Origin of the sequence: Lactobacillus sp. UMNPBX15 (genome assembly GCF_002553785.1) — a bacterium.
In the GTDB taxonomy this organism is placed as follows: domain Bacteria; phylum Bacillota; class Bacilli; order Lactobacillales; family Lactobacillaceae; genus Lactobacillus; species Lactobacillus crispatus.
In genome coordinates this window covers 43,334-69,057 of the sequence record NZ_PCYV01000001.1, presented here as the reverse complement: position 1 = coordinate 69,057, position 25,724 = coordinate 43,334, and the positions used below count along the sequence as shown (strand labels likewise).

28 protein-coding genes are annotated in these 25,724 nt (G+C 36.9%); 26 read left to right on the top strand and 2 right to left on the bottom strand.

Annotation, left to right across the window (positions count from 1 at the left end):
* The first annotated feature begins 6 nt into the window (after positions 1–6).
* From murB to CP366_RS00325, 12 genes are all read left to right on the top strand, one after another.
* Entirely contained in the window at positions 7–903 is an 897-nt protein-coding gene (gene murB, locus CP366_RS00380) for a UDP-N-acetylmuramate dehydrogenase (RefSeq protein WP_013086078.1), read from the top strand.
* A 66-nt stretch (positions 904–969) separates the two neighbouring features.
* Entirely contained in the window at positions 970–2,067 is a 1,098-nt protein-coding gene (locus tag CP366_RS00375; RefSeq protein ID WP_080668506.1) for an ABC transporter ATP-binding protein, read from the top strand.
* Positions 2,057–2,869: an ABC transporter permease gene (locus CP366_RS00370; protein ID WP_089146326.1), complete on the top strand. Its 813-nt coding sequence runs from the start codon at positions 2,057–2,059 to the stop codon at positions 2,867–2,869. Before CP366_RS00375 ends, CP366_RS00370 begins: the two co-directional genes overlap by 11 nt.
* A complete protein-coding gene (locus CP366_RS00365) occupies positions 2,866–3,681 on the top strand; it encodes an ABC transporter permease (RefSeq protein WP_013086080.1) in 816 nt (271 codons plus the stop codon). Before CP366_RS00370 ends, CP366_RS00365 begins: the two co-directional genes overlap by 4 nt.
* Positions 3,678–4,751, top strand: coding sequence for an ABC transporter substrate-binding protein (locus CP366_RS00360; RefSeq protein ID WP_005718711.1), 1,074 nt, complete (start codon positions 3,678–3,680; stop codon positions 4,749–4,751). The genes CP366_RS00365 and CP366_RS00360 overlap by 4 nt, the downstream gene beginning before the upstream one ends.
* A 38-nt stretch (positions 4,752–4,789) precedes the next feature.
* Positions 4,790–5,632, top strand: coding sequence for a diadenylate cyclase CdaA (cdaA, locus tag CP366_RS00355; RefSeq protein ID WP_005718712.1), 843 nt, complete (start codon positions 4,790–4,792; stop codon positions 5,630–5,632).
* Positions 5,629–6,588, top strand: a complete 960-nt coding sequence (locus tag CP366_RS00350) for a YbbR-like domain-containing protein (RefSeq protein WP_089147780.1) — start codon at positions 5,629–5,631, stop codon at positions 6,586–6,588. Before cdaA ends, CP366_RS00350 begins: the two co-directional genes overlap by 4 nt.
* Before the next feature lie 22 nt (positions 6,589–6,610).
* Complete coding sequence (glmM, locus tag CP366_RS00345; RefSeq protein WP_005718714.1) at positions 6,611–7,963, top strand: phosphoglucosamine mutase; 1,353 nt, start codon at positions 6,611–6,613, stop codon at positions 7,961–7,963.
* 100 nt (positions 7,964–8,063) lie between these two features.
* Entirely contained in the window at positions 8,064–8,879 is an 816-nt protein-coding gene (locus tag CP366_RS00340; protein WP_089146325.1) for a Cof-type HAD-IIB family hydrolase, read from the top strand.
* Between the two features lie 30 nt (positions 8,880–8,909).
* Positions 8,910–9,350: a CopY/TcrY family copper transport repressor gene (locus tag CP366_RS00335; protein ID WP_089146324.1), complete on the top strand. Its 441-nt coding sequence runs from the start codon at positions 8,910–8,912 to the stop codon at positions 9,348–9,350.
* Between the two features lie 14 nt (positions 9,351–9,364).
* Positions 9,365–10,081 carry a hypothetical protein gene (locus tag CP366_RS00330; RefSeq protein WP_065990272.1) on the top strand — a complete coding sequence of 239 codons (717 nt, stop codon included), beginning with the start codon at positions 9,365–9,367 and terminating at the stop codon, positions 10,079–10,081.
* Entirely contained in the window at positions 10,081–10,536 is a 456-nt protein-coding gene (locus CP366_RS00325; protein ID WP_005718721.1) for a low molecular weight protein-tyrosine-phosphatase, read from the top strand. The genes CP366_RS00330 and CP366_RS00325 overlap by 1 nt, the downstream gene beginning before the upstream one ends.
* 24 nt (positions 10,537–10,560) lie before the next feature.
* On the opposite strand, the gene CP366_RS00320 is transcribed toward CP366_RS00325, so the two are convergent.
* The gene (locus tag CP366_RS00320; RefSeq protein ID WP_089147781.1) at positions 10,561–11,706 is read right to left on the bottom strand and encodes a glycerate kinase; all 1,146 of its coding nucleotides are present in this window, start codon (positions 11,704–11,706) and stop codon (positions 10,561–10,563) included.
* A 208-nt stretch (positions 11,707–11,914) separates the two neighbouring features.
* Between CP366_RS00320 and CP366_RS00315 the strand changes: the two genes are divergently transcribed.
* The 4 genes from CP366_RS00315 to CP366_RS00300 all read left to right on the top strand — a co-directional run bounded on the left by CP366_RS00315 (position 11,915) and on the right by CP366_RS00300 (position 17,536).
* Positions 11,915–12,748 carry a PRD domain-containing protein gene (locus CP366_RS00315; protein WP_013086086.1) on the top strand — a complete coding sequence of 278 codons (834 nt, stop codon included), beginning with the start codon at positions 11,915–11,917 and terminating at the stop codon, positions 12,746–12,748.
* 127 nt (positions 12,749–12,875) lie between these two features.
* Entirely contained in the window at positions 12,876–14,897 is a 2,022-nt protein-coding gene (locus CP366_RS00310) for a beta-glucoside-specific PTS transporter subunit IIABC (RefSeq protein WP_089147782.1), read from the top strand.
* A 41-nt stretch (positions 14,898–14,938) separates the two neighbouring features.
* The gene (locus tag CP366_RS00305) at positions 14,939–16,414 is read left to right on the top strand and encodes a glycoside hydrolase family 1 protein (RefSeq protein ID WP_089147783.1); all 1,476 of its coding nucleotides are present in this window, start codon (positions 14,939–14,941) and stop codon (positions 16,412–16,414) included.
* A 171-nt stretch (positions 16,415–16,585) separates the two neighbouring features.
* The gene (locus CP366_RS00300) at positions 16,586–17,536 is read left to right on the top strand and encodes an alpha/beta hydrolase (RefSeq protein ID WP_089142997.1); all 951 of its coding nucleotides are present in this window, start codon (positions 16,586–16,588) and stop codon (positions 17,534–17,536) included.
* Between the two features lie 44 nt (positions 17,537–17,580).
* On the opposite strand, the gene CP366_RS00295 is transcribed toward CP366_RS00300, so the two are convergent.
* Positions 17,581–19,206 (bottom strand): APC family permease, encoded by a 1,626-nt coding sequence (locus CP366_RS00295; protein WP_065990262.1) that lies wholly within the window; start codon positions 19,204–19,206, stop codon positions 17,581–17,583.
* Between the two features lie 375 nt (positions 19,207–19,581).
* Here CP366_RS00295 and CP366_RS00290 point away from each other — a divergent pair, with 375 nt between their 5' ends.
* From CP366_RS00290 to CP366_RS00245, 10 genes are all read left to right on the top strand, one after another.
* Entirely contained in the window at positions 19,582–19,767 is a 186-nt protein-coding gene (locus CP366_RS00290) for a type Z 30S ribosomal protein S14 (RefSeq protein WP_005718732.1), read from the top strand.
* A 28-nt stretch (positions 19,768–19,795) separates the two neighbouring features.
* A complete protein-coding gene (locus CP366_RS00285) occupies positions 19,796–20,440 on the top strand; it encodes an SDR family oxidoreductase (RefSeq protein WP_023488033.1) in 645 nt (214 codons plus the stop codon).
* Positions 20,441–20,511: 71 nt separating this feature from the next.
* Positions 20,512–21,033 carry a VanZ family protein gene (locus CP366_RS00280; protein ID WP_005722771.1) on the top strand — a complete coding sequence of 174 codons (522 nt, stop codon included), beginning with the start codon at positions 20,512–20,514 and terminating at the stop codon, positions 21,031–21,033.
* A gap of 84 nt (positions 21,034–21,117) precedes the next feature.
* Positions 21,118–21,846, top strand: a complete 729-nt coding sequence (locus tag CP366_RS00275) for a YebC/PmpR family DNA-binding transcriptional regulator (protein ID WP_005718738.1) — start codon at positions 21,118–21,120, stop codon at positions 21,844–21,846.
* A 200-nt stretch (positions 21,847–22,046) separates the two neighbouring features.
* Positions 22,047–23,021, top strand: coding sequence for a competence type IV pilus ATPase ComGA (gene comGA / locus CP366_RS00270; protein ID WP_089147784.1), 975 nt, complete (start codon positions 22,047–22,049; stop codon positions 23,019–23,021).
* A complete protein-coding gene (locus CP366_RS00265; protein WP_057726482.1) occupies positions 22,990–23,991 on the top strand; it encodes a type II secretion system F family protein in 1,002 nt (333 codons plus the stop codon). Before comGA ends, CP366_RS00265 begins: the two co-directional genes overlap by 32 nt.
* Before the next feature lie 60 nt (positions 23,992–24,051).
* Positions 24,052–24,393, top strand: a complete 342-nt coding sequence (comGC, locus tag CP366_RS00260) for a competence type IV pilus major pilin ComGC (RefSeq protein ID WP_005721477.1) — start codon at positions 24,052–24,054, stop codon at positions 24,391–24,393.
* On the top strand, positions 24,368–24,793 hold the full coding sequence (locus tag CP366_RS00255; protein ID WP_005721476.1) for a hypothetical protein: 426 nt from the start codon (positions 24,368–24,370) through the stop codon (positions 24,791–24,793). Before comGC ends, CP366_RS00255 begins: the two co-directional genes overlap by 26 nt.
* Positions 24,790–25,059 carry a hypothetical protein gene (locus CP366_RS00250; RefSeq protein ID WP_005728527.1) on the top strand — a complete coding sequence of 90 codons (270 nt, stop codon included), beginning with the start codon at positions 24,790–24,792 and terminating at the stop codon, positions 25,057–25,059. Before CP366_RS00255 ends, CP366_RS00250 begins: the two co-directional genes overlap by 4 nt.
* Complete coding sequence (locus CP366_RS00245) at positions 25,013–25,540, top strand: ComGF family competence protein (protein ID WP_005727833.1); 528 nt, start codon at positions 25,013–25,015, stop codon at positions 25,538–25,540. The genes CP366_RS00250 and CP366_RS00245 overlap by 47 nt, the downstream gene beginning before the upstream one ends.
* Positions 25,541–25,724: the final 184 nt, after the last annotated feature.

Here is a 25,724-nt window from a genome sequence, read left to right as displayed (position 1 = left end):
AACAGCGTGGAATTACTTGATTTGAAAGAAAAAGGGATTGATATTAAAGAGCAAATCCCATTAAGCAGATATACTTTTACTAAGACAGGTGGACCAGCTGAATATTTGGCCTTTCCTAAGACGACTGATGAAGTAGAACAATTAGTAAAAGTCACACGTGAAAATGAAATTCCATTAACAATTATTGGCAATGCCTCAAATCTAATCATCCGTGACGGCGGAATTGATGGGTTAGTAATTATTTTGACTGAATTAAAAGAGATTAAAGTAGAAGATAATCAAGTTACAGCTGATGCTGGTGCACGGATTATCGATACAGCTTTTGCGGCTGCTCATCATGGTTTGAGCGGAATGGAATTTGCTGCTGGAATTCCTGGTAGTATTGGCGGTGGTATTTTTATGAATGCTGGTGCCTATGGCGGTGAGATGCAAGAAGTAGTGCAAAGCGTTAATGTTTTAACCAGAGCAGGAGAATTTAAAACATATTCAAACGCAGAAATGAACTTTTCTTACCGGCATTCATTAGTTCAAGAAAATGGCGATATTGTATTAAGCGCCACTTTTGCACTCAAGTCAGGCGATAAGTTAGAGATCTTAGATCATATGCATTATTTAAATGCTTTACGTCGTTATAAGCAGCCACTTGAATATCCATCTTGTGGCAGTGTCTTTAAGCGGCCTACTGGGCACTTTGTTGGTCCGATGATTATTAAAGCTGGTTTACAAGGTAAACAAATCGGTGGCGCTCAAGATTCAATGAAACATGCAGGTTTTATCGTGAATAAAGGCGGTGCTACTGCAACAGATTATTTGAATTTAATTCATTTGATCCAAAAGGTAATTAAAGAAAAGTTTGACATTGACTTACACACAGAAGTTAGGATTATCGGCAAAGAAAAGTAAAATATTTTAGCAAAGACAAGCTACAGGCTGGAAGGCTTGCAGCTGTTTTTTATGTGAGGGATGGAAATGGATATTATCAAACTAAAACACATCACCAAAAAATATGATGATGGGTTTGTAGCATTAAAAGATATAAATTTAACTATTGAATCTGGTAAATTTTATTCACTACTTGGTCCTAGTGGCTCGGGAAAATCGACAATTTTGCGAATTATTGCTGGCTTTACTCAGCCATCTAGTGGTCAAGTCCTCTTTGATGGTAATGATATTACTGACCTTGATGCTTCAAAAAGACATATCAATACAGTTTTTCAAAATTATGCTTTGTTTCCACACCTGGATGTTTTTCAAAATGTGGCGTTTGGCTTGAAAATTAAGAAAAGACCAATGAGTGAAATCAAGCCAGCTGTTAAAGATGCTTTGCATATGGTTCGTCTAGACGGTTACGCTAACCGCGAAATTTCGGAACTTAGTGGAGGACAGCAGCAGCGTGTAGCTATTGCCCGGGCAATTGTTAATGAACCTAAGGTTTTACTATTAGATGAGTCGCTATCTGCTTTGGATAAACGTTTACGAAAAGACATGCAATTTGAATTACGGGCAATTCAGAAAAAGCTAGGCATTACCTTTATTTTTGTTACGCACGATCAAGAAGAAGCTCTATCAATGAGTGATAAAATTTTTGTTTTAAATGATGGGCAGATTCAACAAAGTGGTAATCCGGTAGCAATTTACGATGAGCCAGTGAATGACTTTGTAGCACGTTTTATTGGTGACTCCAATATTTTATCTGGTCGAATGATTCATGATTACGAAGTGGAATTTGCTAATAATAAATTTAAATGTGCCGATGGTGGGATGAAGCCTAATGAAAAGGTTGAAGTAGTTATTCGTCCCGAAGACTTGGATATTGTTAAACCAGAAGATGGGAAGATTGTGGTTACAGCACAGACGCAATTATTTTTAGGTGATCACTTTGAGATTAAGGCAATTGATGCCAATGAAAATGAATGGCTGATCCATTCTACTAATGGAGTTAAATTGGGACAACGTGTTGGGCTCTTTTTTGATCCAGAAGATATTCACGTCATGCGGTTAAATGAAAGCCAACACGATTTTGATGCTCGACTAGAAAAGTATGAGGCGGATGAAAATGAAAAATAAAAAGATGTTTTTTATGATTCCATATCTGCTGTGGATTATTCTCTTTGTCATTTTGCCGATTTTATTGATTCTCTGGTATTCGTTTACTGATAGTAATAACGCATTCACGCTCAGAAATTACGTTGAATTTTTTAAAAATGGTACCTTTTTAAAAATGATGCTTAACTCATTTTGGTATGCATTTTTGATCACCTTGTTGACGTTGGTAATTTCGTATCCGGCAGCGTATTTTTTAATTAAAATGAAAAACCAGCAGCTGTGGCTGTTATTGATCATTTTGCCAACATGGATTAATTTGCTGCTTAAAGCATATGCATTTATTGGCATTTTAGGTAATGACGGTTTAGTAAATAAATTTTTACATTTATTTGGTATTGGTCCCGTAAATATTTTGTTTACTGATTTTGCTTTTATTTTTGTGGCGACTTACATTGAAATTCCGTTTATGATTTTGCCAATTTTTAATGCGATTAAAGAGATTAATCCTGCAGTCATTCAGGCATCTGAGGATTTGGGTGCTAGTAAATGGCAAACTTTTTGCTATGTTTTATGGCCGCTTTCTCGTCCAGGAGTTGAAAGCGGCGTTCAGGCCATCTTTATCCCATCATTGTCATTATTTATGTTAACAAGGCTGATCGGCGGCAATCGGGTAATCACATTAGGGACTGCTATCGAAGAGTATTTTATGACCACAATGAACTGGAATATGGGGGCCACAATTGGAGTAATTTTAATCGTGCTGATGGTGGTAGTCATGTTGATTACTAGCAAAAAGGCTAGAAGAAAGAAGGTAGATTTATGAGAAACAGACATTTAATCGCTAAGATCTATCTTGTTTTTACTTTGATCCTATTATATGTACCCATTTTTTATTTGATTTACTTTTCATTTTCTAGTGGTAAAAACATGAATAAATTTGAGCACTTTACATGGGCTCATTATCAGACTTTATTTCAAGATAATCGCTTATTAGCGATATTTTTGGAAACTATCCTACTAGCGCTGTTGTCCAGTTTAATAGCAACAATTATTGGGACATTTGGTGCAATTGCAATTGCTGCGATGAAAAAAGAATCTAATAAGAAAACAACCTTAGCATTAAACAATGTCTTAATGGTGTCACCTGATGTAATTATTGGTGCTAGTTTTTTGATCTTTTTTACAGCATTGGGAATTGGCTTAAATTTTGGTTCTGTATTGTTAAGTCATATTGCCTTTTCTATTCCGATTGTGGTTTTGATGGTCTTGCCGCGACTTAATGAAATGGATATGTCGCTTATTGATGCAGCACGTGATTTAGGGGCGAATTCATGGCAGGTTTTTAGTGATGTTTTAATTCCAGTTATTATGCCAGGCATCTTTTCCGGTTTATTTATGGCGTTGACCTATTCACTAGATGATTTTGCCGTAACTTTTTTCGTTACTGGGAATGGTTTTTCAACTCTTTCAGTTGAAATTTATTCTCGGGCACGACAAGGAATCGATCTTGAGATTAATGCTTTAAGTACCGTAATGTTCATTTTTGTCTTGTTGCTTGTAGGAATCTATTATTTTATTACTACTAAAAAGGGCAGAAAGAAAAATCATCGTGTGATGGGAGGCCTAGTTAAATGAAAAAGATTATGATGGCAATTGCAGCTATTTTAATTGCCTGTGCAGGCCTTTGGGGTTTATCCCATCATTTGGAGAAATCGTCTACCGGGAAAAATAAACAAAACTTGATTATCTATAACTGGGGCGACTATCTAGATCCAAAGTTAATAAAAAAGTTTGAAAAGCAGACAGGTTATCATGTTGTCTATGAGACCTTTGATTCTAATGAAGCGATGTATACCAAAATCAAACAAGGCGGAACGGCATATGATTTGACCATTCCTTCTGAGTATATGGTAACTAAAATGCGCAAGGCTCATTTGCTTGATCAGTTGGATCAAAAGCAAATTCCTAATTTGAAATATATTGGCAAGAGTTTTTTACATAAGTCATTTGATCAAAATAATGATTATTCTGTGCCATATTTCTGGGGGACACTAGGAATTGTTTATAATGATAAATTCGTCAAGCCAGGGGCAATTAAGACTTGGAATGACCTGTGGAGTAAAAAGTATCGCAGGCAAATTTTACTAGTTGATTCAGCTAGGGATGCAATGGGGATGGCATTGGTTTCTTTAGGATATTCAATGAATACCACATCTAGTATTAAACTACATTTGGCACAAACTAAGCTTAATAGTCTGGGACCCAATATTAAGGCGATTATTTCAGATGAAATGAAGATGTACCTAGTGCAAAATGAGGCAGCAATTGGCGTTACCTGGTCTGGTGAGGCTTATGAAATGATGGAACAAAATCCTCACTTGCATTATGTTGTGCCTAAGCAAGGATCAAATTTGTGGTTTGATAATTTTGTTATTCCAAAAACTGTACAAAATAAAAAAGCTGCACTTAAGTTTATTAATTTTATGCTTGAACCTAAAAATGCAGCGCAAAATGCGGAATATGTTGGATATGCAACCCCAAATACCGCAGCCCAAAAATTATTGCCGAAAAAAGTTAGAGATGACCGGCAGTTTTATCCTACTCAAAGTACGTTGAAGAATCTACAGGTCTTTAGAGATTTAGGTCCTAAGAAGACCCAAGAATATAATGACCTATTTTTAGAATTTAAAATGTATGCACGGTAAATTGGGGCGGTTATAATTAAAGAAGAAAGGAGCAATCAATGCATTTTAATATTTCTAATCTGTTTACTTGGAATAATTTCTCCATTGCTTTAGATATTTTAATCATTTGGTATTTAGTTTACCGTTTGATCATGATGATTCGTGGTACCAAAGCAGTACAACTGGCAAAAGGGATCGTCTTTATCTTTATTGTTAGAATTATTGCCGGCTTACTGCAACTGCATGCGGTAACTTATATTGTGGACCAAATTGTTTCTTGGGCAGTAATCGGAATTATCGTTATTTTCCAGCCGGAAATTCGTCGTGGACTAGAGCGGCTAGGACGCACGCCGATTTTTAATGGCCGAGGTGAGAGTGCTCATACACAGTCGGTTAAGATGGTGCAGGAGCTCGATAAAGCGATTCAATACATGTCTAAAAGAAGAATTGGTGCCTTAATCACGATTCAACAAGATACGGGGCTAGATGATTATATTGAAACTGGAATCAAGCTGGATGCGGATATTTCTGGTGAATTGTTAATTAATATTTTTATCCCTAATACGCCGTTGCACGATGGTGCGGTAATTATTAATAATAATCGAATTGCTGTTGCGGCAGCATATTTACCACTGTCAGATAACAGCATGATTCCTAAGCGTTTAGGCACGCGTCACAGAGCTGCCGTTGGTATTTCTGAAGTTACCGATGCGGTAACGATCGTCGTCTCAGAGGAAACTGGTGGCGTAACTATTACTAGAAACGGGCGCTTTTTAGTAGATTTGTCTCGTGAAGAATATTTGAAGTATTTGAATGCTCAACTTGTTCCTAAGGAAGAGAAGAAGGTTCCATGGATTCGTCGTGTGATTAATAAAGTCTGGAAATGGGGTGCAGATCGATGAAAGACTTTTGGGATAAACGCTGGGTAATCATAATAATCTCATTGCTGTTTGCGATCTTATTAGTGGTTTACATTGACTCTACTCAAACAGGTTTTGTTACACAGGGTGAATCTAAGAAGACACGGCAAACTGCTAATGAAACGCAGACAATTAGTGTTCCTCTCCAAGTTTCGGTTAATACAGATAAATACTATGTTGTTGGTTATCCTGAAAAGGTTAAGATAACTTTGGAGGGTTCGAATGCGTTAGTTACTTCGACTGTTAATACTCAAAGCTTCCGTGCTTATATTGATCTAACTCATAAGAAAATAGGTAAGCAAACCGTAAAGGTAGAAGTTACGGGACTAAATAGTCAATTATCTTACACGATTAACCCGGCAACAGTTAATGTTGATATTGAACGACGAAAATCTCGTACCATGCCCGTTCAAATAGAGTATAATAAAAATGCTGTTGCTAATGGATATAATATTGGTACGGCTAGTGTTGATCCGCAGCAAGTTGAGGTTACTGGTGCTAGAAGCGAAGTAAATCAGATTGATCAGATCGTTGCCAAGTTGCCTTTACCTAATGGCATTAATCATGATTATGAGCGTCAAGTTATTTTGATAGCTGAAGATAAAAAAGGGCGTCAATTAAATGCAGTGATTAATCCATCTACAGTAAAAGCTAGTTTGCCAATATCGCTTTTCAAAAAGAAAGTTAAGCTAAATTTAAAGCCTAAAAATGAAAAAAATAATAAAGTCTATTCGGTTACTGCCAAGAATGATGAGGTAACACTGTATGGACAAAAGGAAACATTAGCAAAGATTAAGCAGTTGGATGTTGATGTAGATCTGAAGGGGATCTCATATTCAACTGTAAAGAATTACCCTTTAGTTTTACCTAAGGGAGTTGCTCGCGTTGATCCTGAAAATGTACAGATATCAATTAAAGTAAAGAATGCAAATAATTAATTTGAGAAAGGTTGTTTATTAAATGTTAAAATATTTCGGAACTGATGGTGTTCGTGGCGTAGCTAATCAAGGCTTAACTCCAGAAATGGCTTTTAAATTAGGTCGTGATGGTGGTTATGTTTTAACTAAGAACAAAAAAGACGGCGAACAAGCTAAGGTCTTAGTATCTCGTGATACTCGTATTTCAGGCCAAATGCTTGAATATGCCTTGATTTCAGGCCTTCTTTCAGTTGGGATTGAAGTGCTTGAGGTTGGCGTAATTACTACTCCAGGTCTTTCATACTTAGTACGAGCACAAGGCGCCGATGCAGGGGTGCAAATTTCAGCTTCACACAACCCTGTAGAAGATAATGGGATTAAGTTCTTTGGTAGCGATGGTTTGAAGCTTTCAGATGAAATGGAAGGCGAAATTGAAAAATTAATTGACGCTAAGGAAGATAAATTACCTCGTCCATCTGCTAAGGGATTAGGTACTGTAACTGACTTCCACGAAGGTTCAGCTAAATACTTGCAATTTATTGAAAATACTATTCCAGAAGACTTGGGTGGAATTAAGGTAGTTATTGATGGAGCTAACGGTGCTTCAAGCGCATTGATCTCAAGACTGTTTGCTGATTGTGGCGTTGACTTTACTACTATTGCAACTCACCCAGATGGTTTGAACATTAACGATCATGTTGGTGCAACGCATACTGAAAAGTTACAAGAAGAAGTTGTTAAGCAAGGTGCTCAACTTGGTTTAGCCTTTGATGGGGATGCTGACCGTTGCATTGCTGTTGATGAAAATGGTAATGAAGTTGATGGTGACCATATCATGTACGTACTCGGCTCATACTTGGCAGAACATGGTCGTTTGAAGAAAGATACCATTGTTACTACTGTAATGAGTAATCTTGGTTTTACTAAGGCTCTTGAAAAAGAAGGCTTGAAGAATGTTCGTACCCAAGTTGGTGACCGTTACGTTTCTGAAGAAATGCGTGCTCACGGCTACAATCTAGGTGGCGAACAATCAGGTCACGTTATTATGAGTGATTATCATAATACTGGTGATGGTATGTTAACCGGTTTGCATTTAATGCTCGTAATGAAGAAGACTGGTAAGTCATTAAGTGAACTTTTGAAAGACTTTAAAGATTACCCACAATGCCTAGTTAATGTTCCGGTTGCTGACAAGAAGAGCTGGAAAGAACACCAACCAATTCTTGATGAAATTGCTGCAGTGGAAAAGGATATGGCTGGAAATGGTCGTGTACTTGTTCGTCCATCAGGTACTCAAGACTTGCTTAGAGTAATGGCTGAAGGACCAACTCAAGAAGAAACTGATGCCTATGTAGACCGTATCGTTAAAGTGGTCGAAAAGGAAATGGGTAAGTAAAATCCTAATTGAATAATCGATAAGTAAAAAGTCGTGAGTTAAATCACGGCTTTTTGTATAATTAATGCTAGATGTAATTTTTAAGATCCGAGGGGTTAAAATGGCTATTAAATTGATCGCGGTTGATTTAGATGGAACTTTATTATCAAGCAATAATACTATTTTGCCAGAAACGCAAAGAATGTTGCGTGTCGCAGTACAAAATGGGATTAAGGTTGTTTTAGCTACTGGACGACCATTATCAGGAGTATTGAACTTTGCTAAGCAATTAGGACTTGAAGGTGATGATCAATACGCAATCGTCTTTAATGGTGCAGTAATTCAAACAATTTCTGGTCGTGTTTTAATGAGTCAGGAATTGAATTATCAAGACTTCAATAATATGTTGCGTTTTCAGCGTTTAAGTCATGTAAATGTACATTTTGAGACGACTAAGTATTTCATTACAACTGATCGGGATTTATCTGTGCAAATGCAAATTAATGCGGCTTTGACCGATAATATTATGAAAGTTAGAGACCGAAAAGAAATTCCAAAAGATTTTACTTTTAACAAAGTCGGTTTTACTTCAACTGAAGGAGCTGACCAGGTAGAAAAACTGTGGAATAGTTTCCCCGACTGGGCTTTTCAGACTTATGACATTGTTCGCAGTTTTGACAGTATTATTGAATTAAATGCCTTGGGAGCTTCAAAAGGTAATGCTTTAATGGATTTGGCTTCACGGCTAAAAATTGCCCAAAAAGACGTGATGATTTTTGGTGATCAAGGCAATGATCTTTCGATGTTTTCTAATCCCGACTTCATGAAAGTAGCGATGGGTAACGCCATTAGTGAGATCAAAGATAAGGCTGATTATGTTACTGATGATAATGATCACAACGGGATTGCAAAGGCTTTGAAAAAATTTGTTCTTTAGTAAAAAATTTGGATTTAGAAGTTATGTTTTATGGCAGAAACTAAAGACGATCGTAATTCCATTACCCAATCAGAATGGGAAGTTATGCGTATTATTTGGACCTTAGGAGAAGTTCGTACTGGCCAAGTAATCAAAGAACTACAAGGTAAAAAGGATTGGTCCGATTCCACAATTAAAACGCTAATGCGGCGTTTAGTGCAAAAGGGCTTGCTAAAGACGCGTAAAGAAGGCCGGTGTTTTGTTTATAAGCCGACTATTAGTCAGCGCAAAATGATGTCTGAAGTTACTTTACATATGATGCAAAACATGTGTGATATGCACAAGGGTGAGGTATTAATTCAGTTGCTAAAAGAAGCACCGCTTTCTAAGGGCGATATTAAGGCGATGCAGCAAGAACTTAAATTGAAAGAAAAGGATGCTCCTGACATGGTGCCTTGCAATTGTTTGCCATCTGAAAAAAGTAGATGTTAGGGGAAGATTTTTAGATGAAGAACATCGTCAAAATAATACTACGTTTGATAATGGTCGGCCTAGCCGCAGTATCTTTTTGGTTATTAATGACTAGCAATGTGAGTTTAAAAATAAACGATACACAGGCGATGGGCAAAGAAGTAATCAATCGAGTAGTGGATGACTCAGATAATCCTAATTTGAAGGCAGGGGTTGAGTTACTCGAAGCATCTGGTTTGGAAAAGACATTGTTAGAACAATTGCCGCCGAAATATCAAGTTAACTTATCGTATGCTGATCTATATAGATTGTGTGAAAAATATAATGATCAGGGAAAATTGACCACTAAAGATTTAGGCTTAACTAGTAAAAGTAAGTTGGAAGAAATTATCAATGAATATTTAGTCAAGCAAATTAATCATAAATTGAAGGAAGATTCAGAAGATGTGAACCATATTATTACAATTTATGAGTATTCAATTTTTGCAGTGGCTTTGTTATTTTTGTTAGCCGCAATTTTGATTTTATTTGGTCGCTCTTCGGCGTCAATTCCACTAGCACTAGCTACTATTGCTTCATTTGTGGCATTGTGGCTTGCCTCAAATGAGGCGATGACCGCATTGCAAAGTCGAGTTTATAGTGGCATTCTTGTAACTTTGTCGCAGGAGATTTGGGTTGGCTTAACAGTTGGAATTATTACGGCAATTATTTGGCCGGTTATAAATAGACTAACTAAGAGGAAGAAAAAGTAATGAAAAAAATTCTGTTTGTTTGTCATGGCAATATTTGCCGCTCACCAATGGCAGAGGCCGTGATGCAATATTTGTTAAAAGAAAATAACCTAGCAGATCAATATACTGCTGAATCTAAAGCAACTACGCAGGATGCTTTAGGTCATGGGATTGATGCTCGTGCACAACGGGAATTAGTTGCAAAACATATTCCATATGATCGTGGTCATCGTGCTAGTCAAATGACTCGCTCAGACTATGATAATTATGAATATTTAATCTGCATGGATGAAGAAAATTTCGCAGATATGAATCGCATTACTGGTGGAGACCCAGAGCATAAAGAACATAAAATTTTAGAGTTTGCTGGCTCTTATGCTGATGTCGATGATCCTTGGTATACAAATGATTTTGAAACAGCATATAATGAAATTTATCGTGGCTGTGAAGGCTTAATTAAGAAATTAACGAAATAAAATAAGATGGGCATCGAGCTCATCTTATTTTTGTACAATTAAACGGACAACATTTTCAGTTGTGCGGGTTACGTTTGTTGGTCCATCTTTTAGGGCTTGCTCAATATCTTCTGCTTTAGCAAGAATCCCGAAAATAGCGGTAAAACCCTCATCGTAGAGTTGATCAATACCTTGACCTAAATAGCCTGCTAAAGAAATAACTGGTACGTGATATTTCTGGGCTATTTTGGCAACTCCGAAAGGGGTTTTACCAAACTTAGTTTGAAAATCAGTTCCGCCTTCGCCGGTAAAAACATAGTCAGCGTCTTTGATCTTTGCTTCAAGCTTAGTTTCTTGGGCAATTAATTGCACGCCTGAATGAATACTGGCGTTAGTAAAGGCGATCAGGCCAGCGCCTAGGCCGCCAGCGGCACCACTACCAGAAATTTGGGCGACGTTTTTATCAATAGTCTGTTCAATTACTTGTGCATAGTGAGATAAATTTTGATCTAGAATTTTAACAGTTGTATCATCTGCGCCTTTTTGTGGGCCGAAGACGCTACTTGCACCATTAGGTCCAGTTAGAGGATTGGTTACGTCACTGGCTAATAAAAATTTGGTATCTTTAATACGAGGATTAATTGAAGAAAGATCAATATTAGCAATTTGATCTAAAGCACCGCCTGCTAACTTTTGGGTGATTTCATGATGATTTTGATCAAAAAATTTAACACCAAGTGCTTGTGCCATACCAGCACCGCCATCATTAGTACTGCTGCCACCAAGGCCGATAATAATCTTTTTGACGTTGTGCTTCAAAGCTGCGTTAATTAATTCGCCGGTTCCATAAGTTGTAGTCTTTAAAATTGTTTCGGGAGTTCGTTTACTTTTTGCAACATAGGAGAGACCACTAGCTTGTGCCATTTCGATGATTGCAGTTTGTCCATCACCTGAGATGCCATAATAAGCTGATACTTTTTGATTAAGCGGACCGGTAACATTTATTTGGTATTTTCGACCGTTTGTAGCATCAACGAGTGAATCAGTTGTACCTTCGCCCCCATCGGCCATTGGTACCGCAATTATTTGTGCATTGGGAATAACTTTTTGAATACCATTTTTCATTGCAATGCAGACTTCTTTTGCTGTCATGCTTTCTTTAAATGAATCAGGTGCAAGAACGAATTTCATTTTAATTACCTCGCTTTTTAGTTCATTGTAAAATATTTTGCATTTTTTCACAAAATTATATTGACACCGCTTACAATGTTGGCTATTATAATAACTGTAAGTGAGCGGATTACTGATACGATCAGGTCTTAGCTATTACAAATAATGTTGCGTTGGTATATCATTATTTGTGATAGCTTTTTCTTTTTTGCTAAGGTGGTGAATTATTATGAAATTTCTTAAAACATTTAATAATAGTGCTGCCTTAATTGAAAATAACCAAGGTCAAGAAGAAATAGTCCTAGGCAAGGGCGTAGGATTTGGTCTAAAAAAAGGTGATCCTGTTGATGAAAGCAAAATTGAACGTCGCTTCGTTACTAAAGACGAAGTGGATCAAGTTAAGGGCTTTGACCCTAAAACAATTGAAGTAACTAATAAGGTACTTCAGCTGGTCGAACCTCTGCTTCAGATTAAGTTCAATGACTTTCAGTATCTTGCTTTAGCAGATCACATTGATTTTGCAGTTACGCGAATTAAAGATCATATTGATATAGCTCCCGCTAACAATAGTTGGGAAGTTCAAAATCTTTTTCCAAAAGAATTTGCGGCAGCTAAAAAAGTGGTCAATCTAATTAATCAGGAGATGCAGATTAAATTGCCGCAGAGTGAGTCGGTTTTGATGACCTATCACCTGGTTAATGCTAAGAGTGATGTTTCTCAAGTACAAGAAACAATTCAGATTACAAATTTGATTCGTGGGATAATCGATATTATTCAATTGCAATATTCAATGCAACTTGATACGAGCTCCTTTAACTATAGTAGGTTTGTTTCGCATTTGCGCATTTTGTTAGTTAGATTTTTACGAAATAAGCAAAAGGAGGAGGCTTCACTTGATCCTGCAATGCTAGGTTTTATGAAAATCAAATATAGCAAAGCGTATGAGACGGCGGAGCGGATTACCACTTACTTACATGCAAAAATGGGATGGGATTTAGATTCAGATGATGAATTTTATCTTGTTTTACATATTTGGCGCGTAACTAGTCGTCAAGATAATTAAATATCTAAGTTACTTAGGTATGTTACTAAGAAGATTAGGCATGAACCCGAGTTACTGAAAGACGTTGAACATTTATGTTCTTTAGTTTTTGAGTAGCTTGGGTTTTTATTTTAAGGAGGAAAGGCAAATGGCTAAGAACTATGATGAATTAGCCAAGACCATCATTCAAAATGTTGGTGGCAAAGATAATGTGACCAGTGTTGTTCACTGTGCAACTCGTTTGCGTTTTAAATTAAAGGATGAAAAAAAGGCTAACGATGATGTTTTAAAAGATACAGATGGTGTTGTAACTGTTGTTAAAGCTGGTGGTCAGTATCAAGTGGTCATTGGTAATGAAGTTGCTGATGTTTACGATGCTGTTGTCAAAGAAGGCGGATTTAACGGCGGTGGACAAGTTCCTGATGATGACGTTGAAGATAATTCTAGCTTTGTGGATAAAGCCGTTGCTTTGATTTCAGGCATTTTTACAGATATTCTAGCTCCACTTAGTGCTGGCGGTATTATTAAAGGTCTAGTAGTTTTAGCAGGTGCAATGGGATGGCTATCTACTAAATCAGGTACTTACCAAATTCTATATGCAATTGGTGATAGTATTTTCTACTTCTTACCAGTATTCTTAGGGGTAACTGCAGCACGTAGATTTCACATGAATCAATTTATCGGATTAGCAATTGGTGCAACCTTAACTTATCCAACTATGGTTCAATTAGCTGCAAGTAAGACTGTTCTAGGTACATTGTTTAAAGGAACGGCTTTTGCCTCAGAGATTCACACGACTTTCTTTGGCATTCCGGTTATCACGATGAATTATACTTCTACAGTTTTACCAGTATTATTTACCGTTTGGTTTGCTTCAATTATTGAGCACTGGGCTAAAAAGTGGATTCCATCAGTTGTGCAAATGTTCTTGGTTCCAGTTGTCACTATGATTATTGCTTTACCAGTTGCATTTATAGTAATTGGTCCTGTAATGACTTGGGTTGGGGACGCAATTGGTGCAGTGATGTCAGGTGTTTACAACTTTAGTCCAATTATTGCTGGTTTATTAATGGGTGCTCTTTGGCAAGTACTTGTTATTTTCGGTGTTCACTGGGGAATCGTTGCCGTAACTACTGCAGATTTAGCCGCATTAGGTTATGACCCAATTCTAGGTTTATCCTGCATGGTTTGTTATGCGCAAATTGGTGTTGTTTTAGCTATTATCCGTCAAACTAAGGACAAAAAACTTAAAGAAACTGCTACTGGTGCATTTTTCTCAGGACTGTTCGGTGTTACTGAACCAGCAATTTATGGTATTACATTACCAAGAAAAACGCCGTTTGTTTTAAGCTGTATTGCTGGTGCAGTCTCAGGTGCAATCATTGGTGCCTTTCATTCAGTATTGTACATTATGCCATCAATGGGATTCTTTGCAATTCCGGCCTACATTAATCCTAAGGGAGGATCAATGACAACAATTGTCGGCGTAATTATTGCCGGTATTGTAGCATTTATAGCTGGTTTTGCACTTCAAATGCTCTTTGGTAAAAAATCAGTTGATGCTGAATATAATAAAAAACAAGCACAAAAAGTTGCTGACGCCGCTAATGAAGCAGCTAATATTACTAAGAGTGCTCCTGTACAAGCAATTTTAAGTGAAGAAAAGGAAAATCCTTCAACCAAATTAGTTTCACCATTAGACGGTGAAGTAAAACCATTGTCAGAAATTAAAGATGAAGTATTCTCAAGCGGTGCAATGGGGGAAGGCGTTGCTATTGAACCAAGCGAAGGTGTGCTTCATGCCCCAGCTGATGGTAAGATTGCTTTAGTTTTCCCAACAGGACACGCTGTCGGACTTAACACTACAGATGGCGCAGAAGTGTTAATGCACATTGGAATGGATACCGTTAATCTGCAAGGTAAGGGCTTCAAGACTTTAGTAGAAAAAGGTCAAGAGGTTAAAGCAGGTGATCCATTGGTTAAATTTAATATTAAAGAAATTAAGGCTGCTGGCTATGAAGTGACTACTCCAGTTGTTGTTACGAATTCTAAGAAATATGAATCTGTACAGCAAGTAGCTCAAGGTGAAGTTAAAGTTGGTCAAGAAATTTTGTCTTTGCAAGGCAGTAACGCAGAAGTTAAAACAACTGGTCAAGTTCAAACCAATTAGTCTATAATTAATGTAAATGCTTTCAAAAAAGGAGAATCATAATGTCATTTCCAAAGAACTTTTTATGGGGCGGAGCAACTGCCGCTAACCAAATCGAAGGTGCATATGATGAAGATGGTAAAGGCCTATCAGTAACAGATATTACTACTGCAGGTAGCTTAGATGCACCTAGAATGTTGACTTACAAGTTAAATGGTAAGTTAGAAAAAACACCAGGAGTTCCAGGTGCGGGACTTCCTGAAGGGGCAGTTGGTGCAATTGATCCTAATGAATATTATCCTAACCATGTAGCGATTGATTTTTATCACCATTACAAAGATGATATTAAGATGTTTGCGGACATGGGTTTCAAAACCTTCCGTTTATCAATTGCTTGGACTCGGATCTTCCCTAAGGGTGATGAGGAAAAGCCAAATCAAGCTGGACTTGACTTTTATCGCAGAGTATTTGAAGAATGTAAAAAATATGATATTGAACCTTTAGTTACTATTTCTCACTATGAAGATCCACTTTACCTCAGTGAAAAATATCATGACTGGCAAGATCGTAAAATGATCGATATGTATGTGAAATATGCTAAGACTTTGTTTGAAGAATACAAGGGATTAGTTAAGTACTGGCTTACTTTTAACGAAATCAATTCAACCCTGTTGATGCTTAGTGCTTTTGGCAATAATGTGACTGATGATAAGGCATACCAACATGCATATCAGAAATTGCACTATCAATTCGTAGCTAGTGCTCGGGCAGTTAAGTTGGCTCATGAAATTGATCCTGATTATGTGGTAGGGAATATGATTTGTGGGATCGTTGATTACCCATTAACCCCAGATCCAAAGGATATTTTGGCTAACCGCCATATGTGGGAACAAAATATTTTCTACTGTGGGGATGCACAATGCAAGGGTAAATATCCAACATTTGCTAAGCGTCTTTGGAAAGAACACAATGTTCACTTAGACATTACTGAGCAAGATAAGAAGGATATGTTGGAAGGTAAAGTTGATATGTACACCTTTTCTTACTACATGAGCAACGTTATCACAACTCATGAAGTAAAAGATAAGGTTGGCGGTAACTTCGCCGCTGGTGCTAAGAATCCATACCTTAAGTATTCAGAATGGGGTTGGGCAACTGATCCAGATGGCTTGCAATACTACCTTGAAGTTATGTATGACCGTTACGAAATCCCAATGATGGTAGTTGAAAATGGTCTAGGTGCCGTTGATAAGATTAGTGATGATGGTAAGATTCATGACGATTACCGCATTGATTACCTTAGAATGCACATTAAGGCAATGAATCGTGCGATCGAAGATGGCGTTGATGTCCGTGCCTACACTACTTGGGGCTGTATTGATGAAGTATCAGCTGGTACCGGTCAAATGTCTAAGCGTTACGGTTTTATCTATGTTGATCGTGATGATGAAGGTAAAGGTACTTTAGATAGAATGCCAAAGGATTCTTACTACTGGTACAAGAAAGTTATTGCTTCAAATGGTGAAGATTTAGACTAAAGCTATACTAGTTAAAAAGATGATGAGACAGCAGATCTCATCATCTTTTTATTCTAAAATTAGAAGTTTTGTGTACAGGGCTGAGCAATATTTTGATAAAAATGTCAATATACCATATAAAATTTAAAAGCGTATAATTAATTCTATCTGTTTTATATAGGAGTTGACATTTTGAATAGAAAACACAGAAAGAGATTTTGGGTGACGATTGGAATTATCGTTGCTGTATTAGTTGCGTTCATTGGAGTAGGAGAAGCATATTTTTTCAATGTGGCCTTTGTGCCTGGTAAAAAAGCTGTTTTGAATAAATACTCGAGTAAAAATAAAAAAGATCCGTTAGCGGAGAAGAAGCGCTGGTATGAAGATGCTAAAAAACAGAGATGGTATATTAAGTCTAATACTGGTGATTATCGGCTAGATGCAAATTATATTCCGAAGAAAAATTCTGATAAGACGGTTGTTTTGTTGCACGGCTTTACCAATAACAAGGATACGATGGGACCATATGCAGCAATGTTCCATCAAATGGGTTATAACGTGTTGATGCCAGACGCGCGTGCACATGGGCAAAGTCAGGGAAAATATATTGGCTATGGTTGGCCTGAAAAGTATGATGTGCGTAAATGGGTGAGAAAGTTGATTGCTGAGGAAGGCAAAAAGCAGAAGATTGTCATCTTCGGTGTCAGCATGGGTGGAGCCACGACGATGATGGCAAGTGGTATTAAGATGCCGAGCCAGGTTAAGGCTTATATTGAAGATTGTGGCTATACTAGTGTTAAGGATGAATTTTTGCATGAAGCTAAGGATATTTATCATTTGCCCGGTCCAGTTGGTCCATTTTTTGTGAATGGATTGAGTGTTATTGCTAAAGCAAATCTAGGCTTTTATTTAGGGGATGCTTCGGCGGTTAATTCTGTCGAGAAAAACAATAAGCCAATGTTGTTTATTCATGGTGGGAAAGATCCGTTTGTGCCGACGAAAATGGTTTATGCAAACTACAAGGCAGCTAAAGGACCAAAACAGTTGTGGATTGCTAAAAAGGCAAAACATGCTCGTTCTTTTGAGACATACCCTAGAGAATATCAACGTCGTGTAAGTGAATTTTTGAAAAAATATGTATAAGAAAAAGGAAGGTGCGTGCCTTCCTTTTTGAATAGAATAATTTATTATTTCGTAGCATTAGCTGGCTTTCTTCGACCAACTAACCAAGTCAAAATCAAAGCAACAACTGCTTCAATAACAATCAATGCAATTCTCATCGGTAATTTTGTACTACCTAGCCAAATGTCTAAAATGATAGATCCAATAATCAAGATTCCCATCCAAATCCATTGAGCTTTATCAAAAGCAACACCGTATTCAACTTCACGACGTCTAATGCCTGGTAAGATAGCACCCAAACCAATTAAGACAACTACGGCAACGATGTTAATGATCAATTCATACCACCATAGGCCAGTTCCTTGCTTAACATCTTGTGGTGCAAAGCCAAGGATAGTTGCAGCAGCAGTGACTAATAGTAATAGTAAACCGACAAGCCAAGCTAACTTATCGTTTTTAATATAAACATATTGTGATGGAAACTTCTTGGAATTCTTTCTAATTCTCATAAATGAGTAGAAGATCCAGCAAGTAACACCTGGTGAAATGATTGAGTTAAGGTTTAATAACCAATTGAAAATATCATTCATATCAGGTAAGAAAATACCTAAGATCATAATGAATGATGAAAGAGCAACGGTTAGGATATAACCGTTAACTGGTAAGCCGTTCTTGTCTTTTTTGCGCAAGAATTTAGGCATGTACTTGTCGCCAGTATCTGAAATCAACATTCTGGTCATTGCGTCAAGTAAGACGGCAACCAAAGCACAGTTGAAGAACAATGATGTCCAAGCCCAGAAGTAAAGCAAGAAGTGGCCCATGCCGAATTGTTTACCTAACATATCGAAGAGGTAGTAAGCACCATTCATCTTCAAGTCATTAGGAATATGGTTGGCATCGAAGTAGATACCTAGGGCAAATGAACCTAAGATTGTTAAAAACGCGGTCATTAATGCTAAAGCAATCATGGCTTTAGGAAAATCAGTTTTAGGTTTTTTCATCTTGGTTACGTAAGGTGCAACCAATTCACAACCATTCATGGCGTAAATCAACATACCAACTGTTGACCAGTAGTGCAAGTTGAAGTTAGGAATGATCGAATGCAAACCGAAATTCTTAGTTGCCATGTGACCGCCTGATTTAATTAAACCAAAGAATGCCAAGACAACGAACAAGACAACCATGATGATCATCAAACCACCACCAATCGTGGAAAGAAATTCCATTGAGTTAGAAAAGTGGTGTTCGACAATGATAAAGACAATAAACACTACAAAGGTTAAAATTGCAAACAATGAAGTTGGGATCTTATCTTGGAAGTCTTTAGTTCCAGTTACAGCCCAACCCAAGTCAACGATAATTTCATTGGCAGAGTCAACTGCATAAGGAATGGAAGCAGCCCAATAAGTCCAAGCCGTGAAGTAACCTAAGAATTCACCGTCAGTACCACGTACCCATGAAGAAAGTCCGCCGCCTTCTTTATCAAAAGTAGAACCTAGTTGCCCTACCATTAGTGAATAAGGTGTGACATAAAGTAAACACATGATAATCCAAGAGGTGATAACAGGCATCCCTTGGTTTTGAAAGTTGTACATGATATCGTCTAAACCGATAACTGTACATAAAGCCATTAGGGTCAAAACAGGCCAAGTGATGGTCTTCATTTTATTTGTTGAAGTTAAATCGTCCAATTAATTCTCATCCTTCTCTTTAAAAACTTTTACTCTCTTAAAAGAATAAGAAGGCTGGCGATTTGTTTTTACACTTTTCGTTCATTTTTTCTCCTCATTGTGAAAGTATCTAAATAGATTCTAACTATTATATGTGTTGATGACTAGTGTTAAACGCTTTCTATTTTTTTGATAAAAATGCTTCACTTATTAAATGTAAGTGGTATAATAACTACTGACGAAAAGTAAGAGACTAATAAAGCAAATTGAAAGGAAGAAAAACGTATGACTGGACAAGTAATGGCAATTGGAATTATTATTTTGGCGTTGGGATTATTAACTAGAGATAAGAAGCCGGCACCTCAAAGAATAGAAAGACGTAGATAGAGGTTTAATATGGCAAAAACATCACAAATTATTCGTAATAAGCAAAAAGCAAAATATTCAACTAGAGAGTACACCCGTTGTGAACGCTGCGGGCGACCACATTCAGTTTATCGGAAGTTTGGTTTATGCAGAGAATGCATGAGAGAATTGGCTCATCAAGGTCAACTTCCAGGTGTTAAGAAGGCTAGTTGGTAAACTTCACAATGAATAGGAGAAATTGATTATGCAAGTACTTGTAGCAGGTGCAACAGGTCGTGTTGGTAAGGCTGTCATTAAAAGATTAGTTGATGAAGGATACGATGTAATTGCTGCAGCTAGACGTGAAAATGCTGTAGAAGTCGTCGATCCAGAACATGTGACTGTTCAACATTTAGATTTTCATGATTCATTGGCAAAGATTGAGGATGAAATTGGTCACCCAGATGCAGTGATTTTTGTAGCAGGTTCTCGTGGAAAGGACTTATTGCAAACTGACTTAAATGGCGCAGTTAAGCTGATGAAGGCTGCTGAAGCTAATGGCGTTAAGCGTTACGTTCAACTAAGCTCCGCCTTTGCGCTTGACCAAGACAAGTGGGCAGAAATTCCTTCTCTTGCAAGCATTATTGATTATGATATTGCTAAGTACTTTTCCGATGAATGGTTAATTCATAATACTAATTTGGATTATACGATCATTCAACCAGGTAACTTAATGGAGAAGCCAGCAACGGGTAAGACATCATTTACTCCAGAAGGTGGAGAAAATTCGATTGATGATGTTGCTCAGGTATTGGTTGATAGCCTAAAGTATGATAATACGATTCATCAAGTAATTATTATGCATGATGGGGACACACCAATTGATGAAGCATTAAGCAAAGTTAAATAATTTATAAAACGGGTCAAGTTTAACCCTTTTTTTTGTTAAAGTAAGAAGTAAAAAAGAGAGAAGAAATAGCAATGGATAAATTTCATTTTACTAAACGAGAAAAAATCTTTTTACTGCTTGCTTTATTGGTGCTAGTTGCATTGTTCATTTCTAGTTCAATGACTTATCAACAGCAGGAAATTCATGACAATAAAATTAACCGTTATTTTGGCTGGTTAGAGAATATCGTTGCTGGCTGGGATTTTACTTACGGTGGTCGTATTCACAATGTGCAAGTTGATGGTCGAGCAGGGCTGGCCCAATTTGTTTTACGTAAAATGGCTCACTTTGGTTCTTATTTTTTACTAGGTGGTTTTGGCTATTTAGGATTAAGAAGAATTTTCAAAATCAAATGGGTAGCACCAGTTTTAACTTGGTTTATGGCAATTGCATTTGCTGCGTTTGATGAATATCATCAATTTTTAACAGGTGATAGAACACCGAGCGTGCACGATGTAATGCTTGATGGAGCAGGGGCATTAACGGCAATTTTGCTGATAATGCTAGTATTGTTTATTAAACACAGATTTTTTGACCAGAAAAAACAAGTTTAAATGGTTGACACCATTGAATTTTAAAGTACTGTGAGTTAAGATAATAACGTTAATTAATATTAGAAAAAAGAAAGAAGGATCCTTATGTCAGGACATTCAAAATGGCACAATATTCAAGGCCGCAAGAATGCGCAAGACGCAAAGAGAGGTAAAATTTTCCAAAAGTTATCTCGTGAAATTTATATGGCTGCAAAGAGTGGTGGTCCTGATCCTGATGGGAATCCTACATTACGTATGGTAATTGATAAGGCACGTTCAAACAACATGCCTAAGGATAACATCAAGCGTGCCATCAAGAAGGCCGAAGGTGGTTCAGAAGAACACTACGACGAAATCACTTACGAAGGTTACGCTCCAGGTGGTGTTGCAGTCTTTGTTGAAGCTTTGACTGATAACAAGAATCGTACAGCTTCAGACGTTCGTGTTGCTTTCACTCGTAACGGTGGTTCACTTGGTGCTACTGGTTCAGTTGCTTACATGTTTGACCGTAAAGGCTACATTGTAATTGATCGTTCAACTACTGATGCTGATGAAGATCAAGTATTACTTGATGTTATGGATGCTGGTGGTGACGATCTTCAAACTAGTGATGATGCATACGAAATCTACACTGATCCAAAGCAATTTGCAGGTGTACGTGACGCCTTAATTAAGGATGGTTACAAACTAGCAGATGCTGAATTAACTATGATTCCACAAAACACCACTCCAGTTCCAGCAGATAAGAAGGAACAATTTGAACATTTAGTTGATGCTCTTGAAGATAGTGACGATGTTCAAAATGTTTATACTGCAGCGGCTGATGAAGATTAATTAGTTAATGATGAAATAGCTTAGCCAATGGCTAAGCTATTTTTTTGTGTGTACTTTTTTAATGATTTTTTAATCTTGAAATGCTGTTAGATCAACGTTTTTTAGAGTTGAGAAAATTTTTTGTGTTTTTTTCAATTTCTCACAAAAAAATCGACTTTTTTTGCGTAATAAATAATGTGAGGCAAAAAAGGAGGATTTTTATGAAGATCAAAGAAATTGTCAGTAAATTATTGATTGAGGCAATTAAAGTTAAAGCAAGTGATATTTTCTTTTTCCCGAAAAAAGAAAACTTGATGGTTAAATTTCGGACCGGTAAGGGTCTAATTGAATATGCAGGTTTTACTTTGGAGACGGGAAAGGAAATTATCAATTTTTTTAAGTACAGTGCTCAGATGGATATTGCAGAACATCGTCGCCCGCAGGTTGGCGCAATGACATATGAGAATGAAGGACATGAATATTTCTTGCGTTTATCTAGCTTAGGAGATTTTTCCGATCAAGAGTCACTGGTTATTCGAGTCATCTATGGGATTGACCATAGTCAATATTTTATTCCAGAGCAGCTGGGAACAATTGAAGAGCTGGCTAAGAGTCGCGGATTGATTATTACTAGTGGTCCAACTGGCTCGGGCAAGACAACGACAATGTATGAAATTGCTAAGAAAATGAGCCAAAACAAAGTAGTAATGACAATCGAGGATCCTGTTGAAATTCATGAGTCTTCTTTTTTGCAAGCACAAGTCAATAACGAAGCGGGAATTGATTACCAAAACCTGTTAAAGGCGGCATTACGGCATCGTCCAGATATTTTAATTATTGGAGAAATTCGTGATCAAGGAACAGCACGTTTAGCAGTTGATGCAGCTTTAAGTGGACACCTGGTTTTTGCGACAGTTCATGCTAAAAGTACTTTGCAGACTATTTCTCGACTAGAGGGATTAGGTATTAGGTGTGACGAACTGACAAATTGTCTAACTGCAGTGTCGTATCAGCGATTATTAGTCAGTCAAGGAAAATTAAAGTGCTTGATGGATATTGCGGCAGATTCTTTGCTAAAAAAAGAGCTAGGCAAATCGGTTCGTGGTGAATTCGTTAATTGGCAGGAAAATCTAGAGCGTTTGTGGAAAGGAGGAGAAATTAATCATGAAGTATATTGGCAATTCCAAAAAGGATAAGTTAAATGGCGAAGAACAATTGGCCTTTTTGGATTATTTAAAACATAGTTTAGATAATGGTTTTTCTTTGCTCAATTCAATTGAATTAATGCCGGCATTGTGGCCAAAAAGGCGTCAGTTGATGGAAAGAATGGCTAGTCGCATGAAAGAAGGAGCAAGTTTTAGTACTGAACTGCTTAAACTAGGCTTTTCTAAAACGACAGTAACTCAGGTTAATTTGGCTTTACAGCAAGGAAACCTAGTTGAATGTTTGCAGCATTTAGCAACGTTGAATCGACTAAAACAGGAGCAGATGAAAAAACTGCGGGCTGAATTATCTTATCCGTTGGTTTTAGCGATAATGATGGTGATTTTACTGGTCTTTATGCAATCGTTTATTTCGACACAATTCAGCGATAGCAGTGATCATTCAGGAGATATGGTCATGATTGGTCTGATCATTATTGTATTGCTGGGCTTATATTTTTTTGCTAAGATCGTTACTTTGCTCAATAAACAGGATTATTCATCAATGAAAAAACTGAGTAAATATCCGTTAATTGGGCAGGTAGTTATGCTGTATATTCATTATTTGTTGGTTTATGACATTGGACTGCTGCTAGCTAGTGGCTTTTCATTGCAGCGAATGTGCGAATATGCGGCAGATCAAGAGAAAGGTTCATTGCAGCAAGCACTGGGACAAAAGATAGGGCACGATTTAGCTGAAGGAAAAAATTTAGAAGAAATTATTAATGCAGAGGATTTTTTGCCTAATAGTTTATTAGTTTTATTGCAGACTGGCTCTGAGCGAAAGAGCTTGAGTAAGCGCTGTTTGTTATTAGGACGTAGCCTATTTTTGGATTTAACTGAAAAAATTGAGAAATTAGTCGTCAATGTTCAACCAGCTTGTTTTATTTTAATTGGCTTATGCATTATTGGAATGTATTTGAAGCTGTTATTACCAATGTATTCAATGATGCAAGGACTATAGAAAAAGTGACGTTAAAGATAAAAGTAAAAAAATAGAGTGAAGAAGAGGATTAAGTTAAAAATGAAAGAGAAGATGAAGAAGTATTTAGCAAACATTATGGCTAAGCGCCGCAAGCAAGAGGGTTTTACTTTGATTGAAATGGTTGTGGTAATTGCCATTATCGTGATTTTGATTTTGCTAATTGTGCCTAATTTGATTAATCAAAAGAAGAATGCTGAAACTAAAACTGCGGATGCATTTAGGACTACTGTGCAAACGCAAGTTGAGTTATATAAGGATAAATATGGTGAACCTAAAGATTTTGAAGATCTAAAAAAGGACGATTACTTAACTGGTGATCAAATTACTAAAGCTAAAAAGAATTTCACGTTAGACAGTGGCGAAGTTGTTGAAAAGAAATAAATTAGCCGGCTTTTCCCTACTAGAAGTAATAATTACACTTGGTGTTTGCTGTGGCATTTTGTTGATTGGTAGTTTGCAGTTAAAAAGATATCAAGAAAAACTGATTTTTGATAATACTGTTAAAAGAGTTACGACGGCACTTGATCAAACTTCGAGGTACAGTACGATCAAGGAGGTTACTATTGGCGTATCATATCTAGCTAGATCCAATCAAATTTTATTCTCTGGCGGAAAATATCACAAAAGTATTCCAGTTGATCAAAATATCAAAATTACTGGCTTGGATCATTTTAAATTCAACCTGACTGGTTATTCTAAACCAGGTACGGTGACTTTTAGTGGCTACGGAATGGAAAAAAGCCTGAAATATCAAATGCTGTGGGGGAGAGTAGCGGAATGATAAAAGTTAAAGGATTTCTAGTAATTGAGAGCTTTATAGCAATTATAATTGCTGTGATTGCTGTTAGTTGCTTTTATATAACTGTAGCTGAAAATCAGAAAAATGGTCGTGAGATGGAATTAAAAACAGATCGTGCTTATGCTTACCATATACTGACTAAAACTGACCTGGAGCAAGTAACAGTTCACGATCGAATTTATCAAAAGGCAGGACGTAATCATGTTTGGGATGCAACGACTAAACAAACTTTTGCGGTCAAAGAGTAAAGGTTTTATGTTAGCTGAAGCAATGTTTTCGCTTTTTATTACTATGATGGTGCTACTAATTTTACAAAATTTATTGTTGAGTGTTAAAAAAGCAAACTTGAATCAAAATCAGCATGTCAATGAAGTAGCCTATGCTTATGTACAGCTAGAAAATTTTATGCGGGCTGACAAAATTAAGGCAGTGTATCCAGTAACTAAATTAGCTATAAGTAATAGTGCTTCCTTTAAGTGCATCGATCAAAAAGGCGATGCAACTACTTACCGAATTGAATACTATAAAAAGAACGTACTTAAAGTATCTGGTGCAGGGAAAGGCTATATGCCGTTATTATTTAACGTTGAAAAGGCTGCTTTTAAAACCACTAAAGATAGCATCATTATTAGGGTAACAGAGAAAAATAAGGGTGCATCAGATTTAGTTTTTCAGCTTGATGAGGAACAGGAAAAGAAAAATGCTAAAACCAAAGAAAAAGACGCATAACGTAAAAGGCAGTGCCTTACTAAGTAGTGTATTAGTTTTAATGACCACGCTTTTGTTTATCAAAATGTATCAAGATATTTATCATGCTAGCATGGAGAACAATCTCCTAATTATCGAATGCTTAACGGATGATTGACTTTCCTTGCACCTCTTTATCCCTTTCTATAAAATAATTAAGGTATGG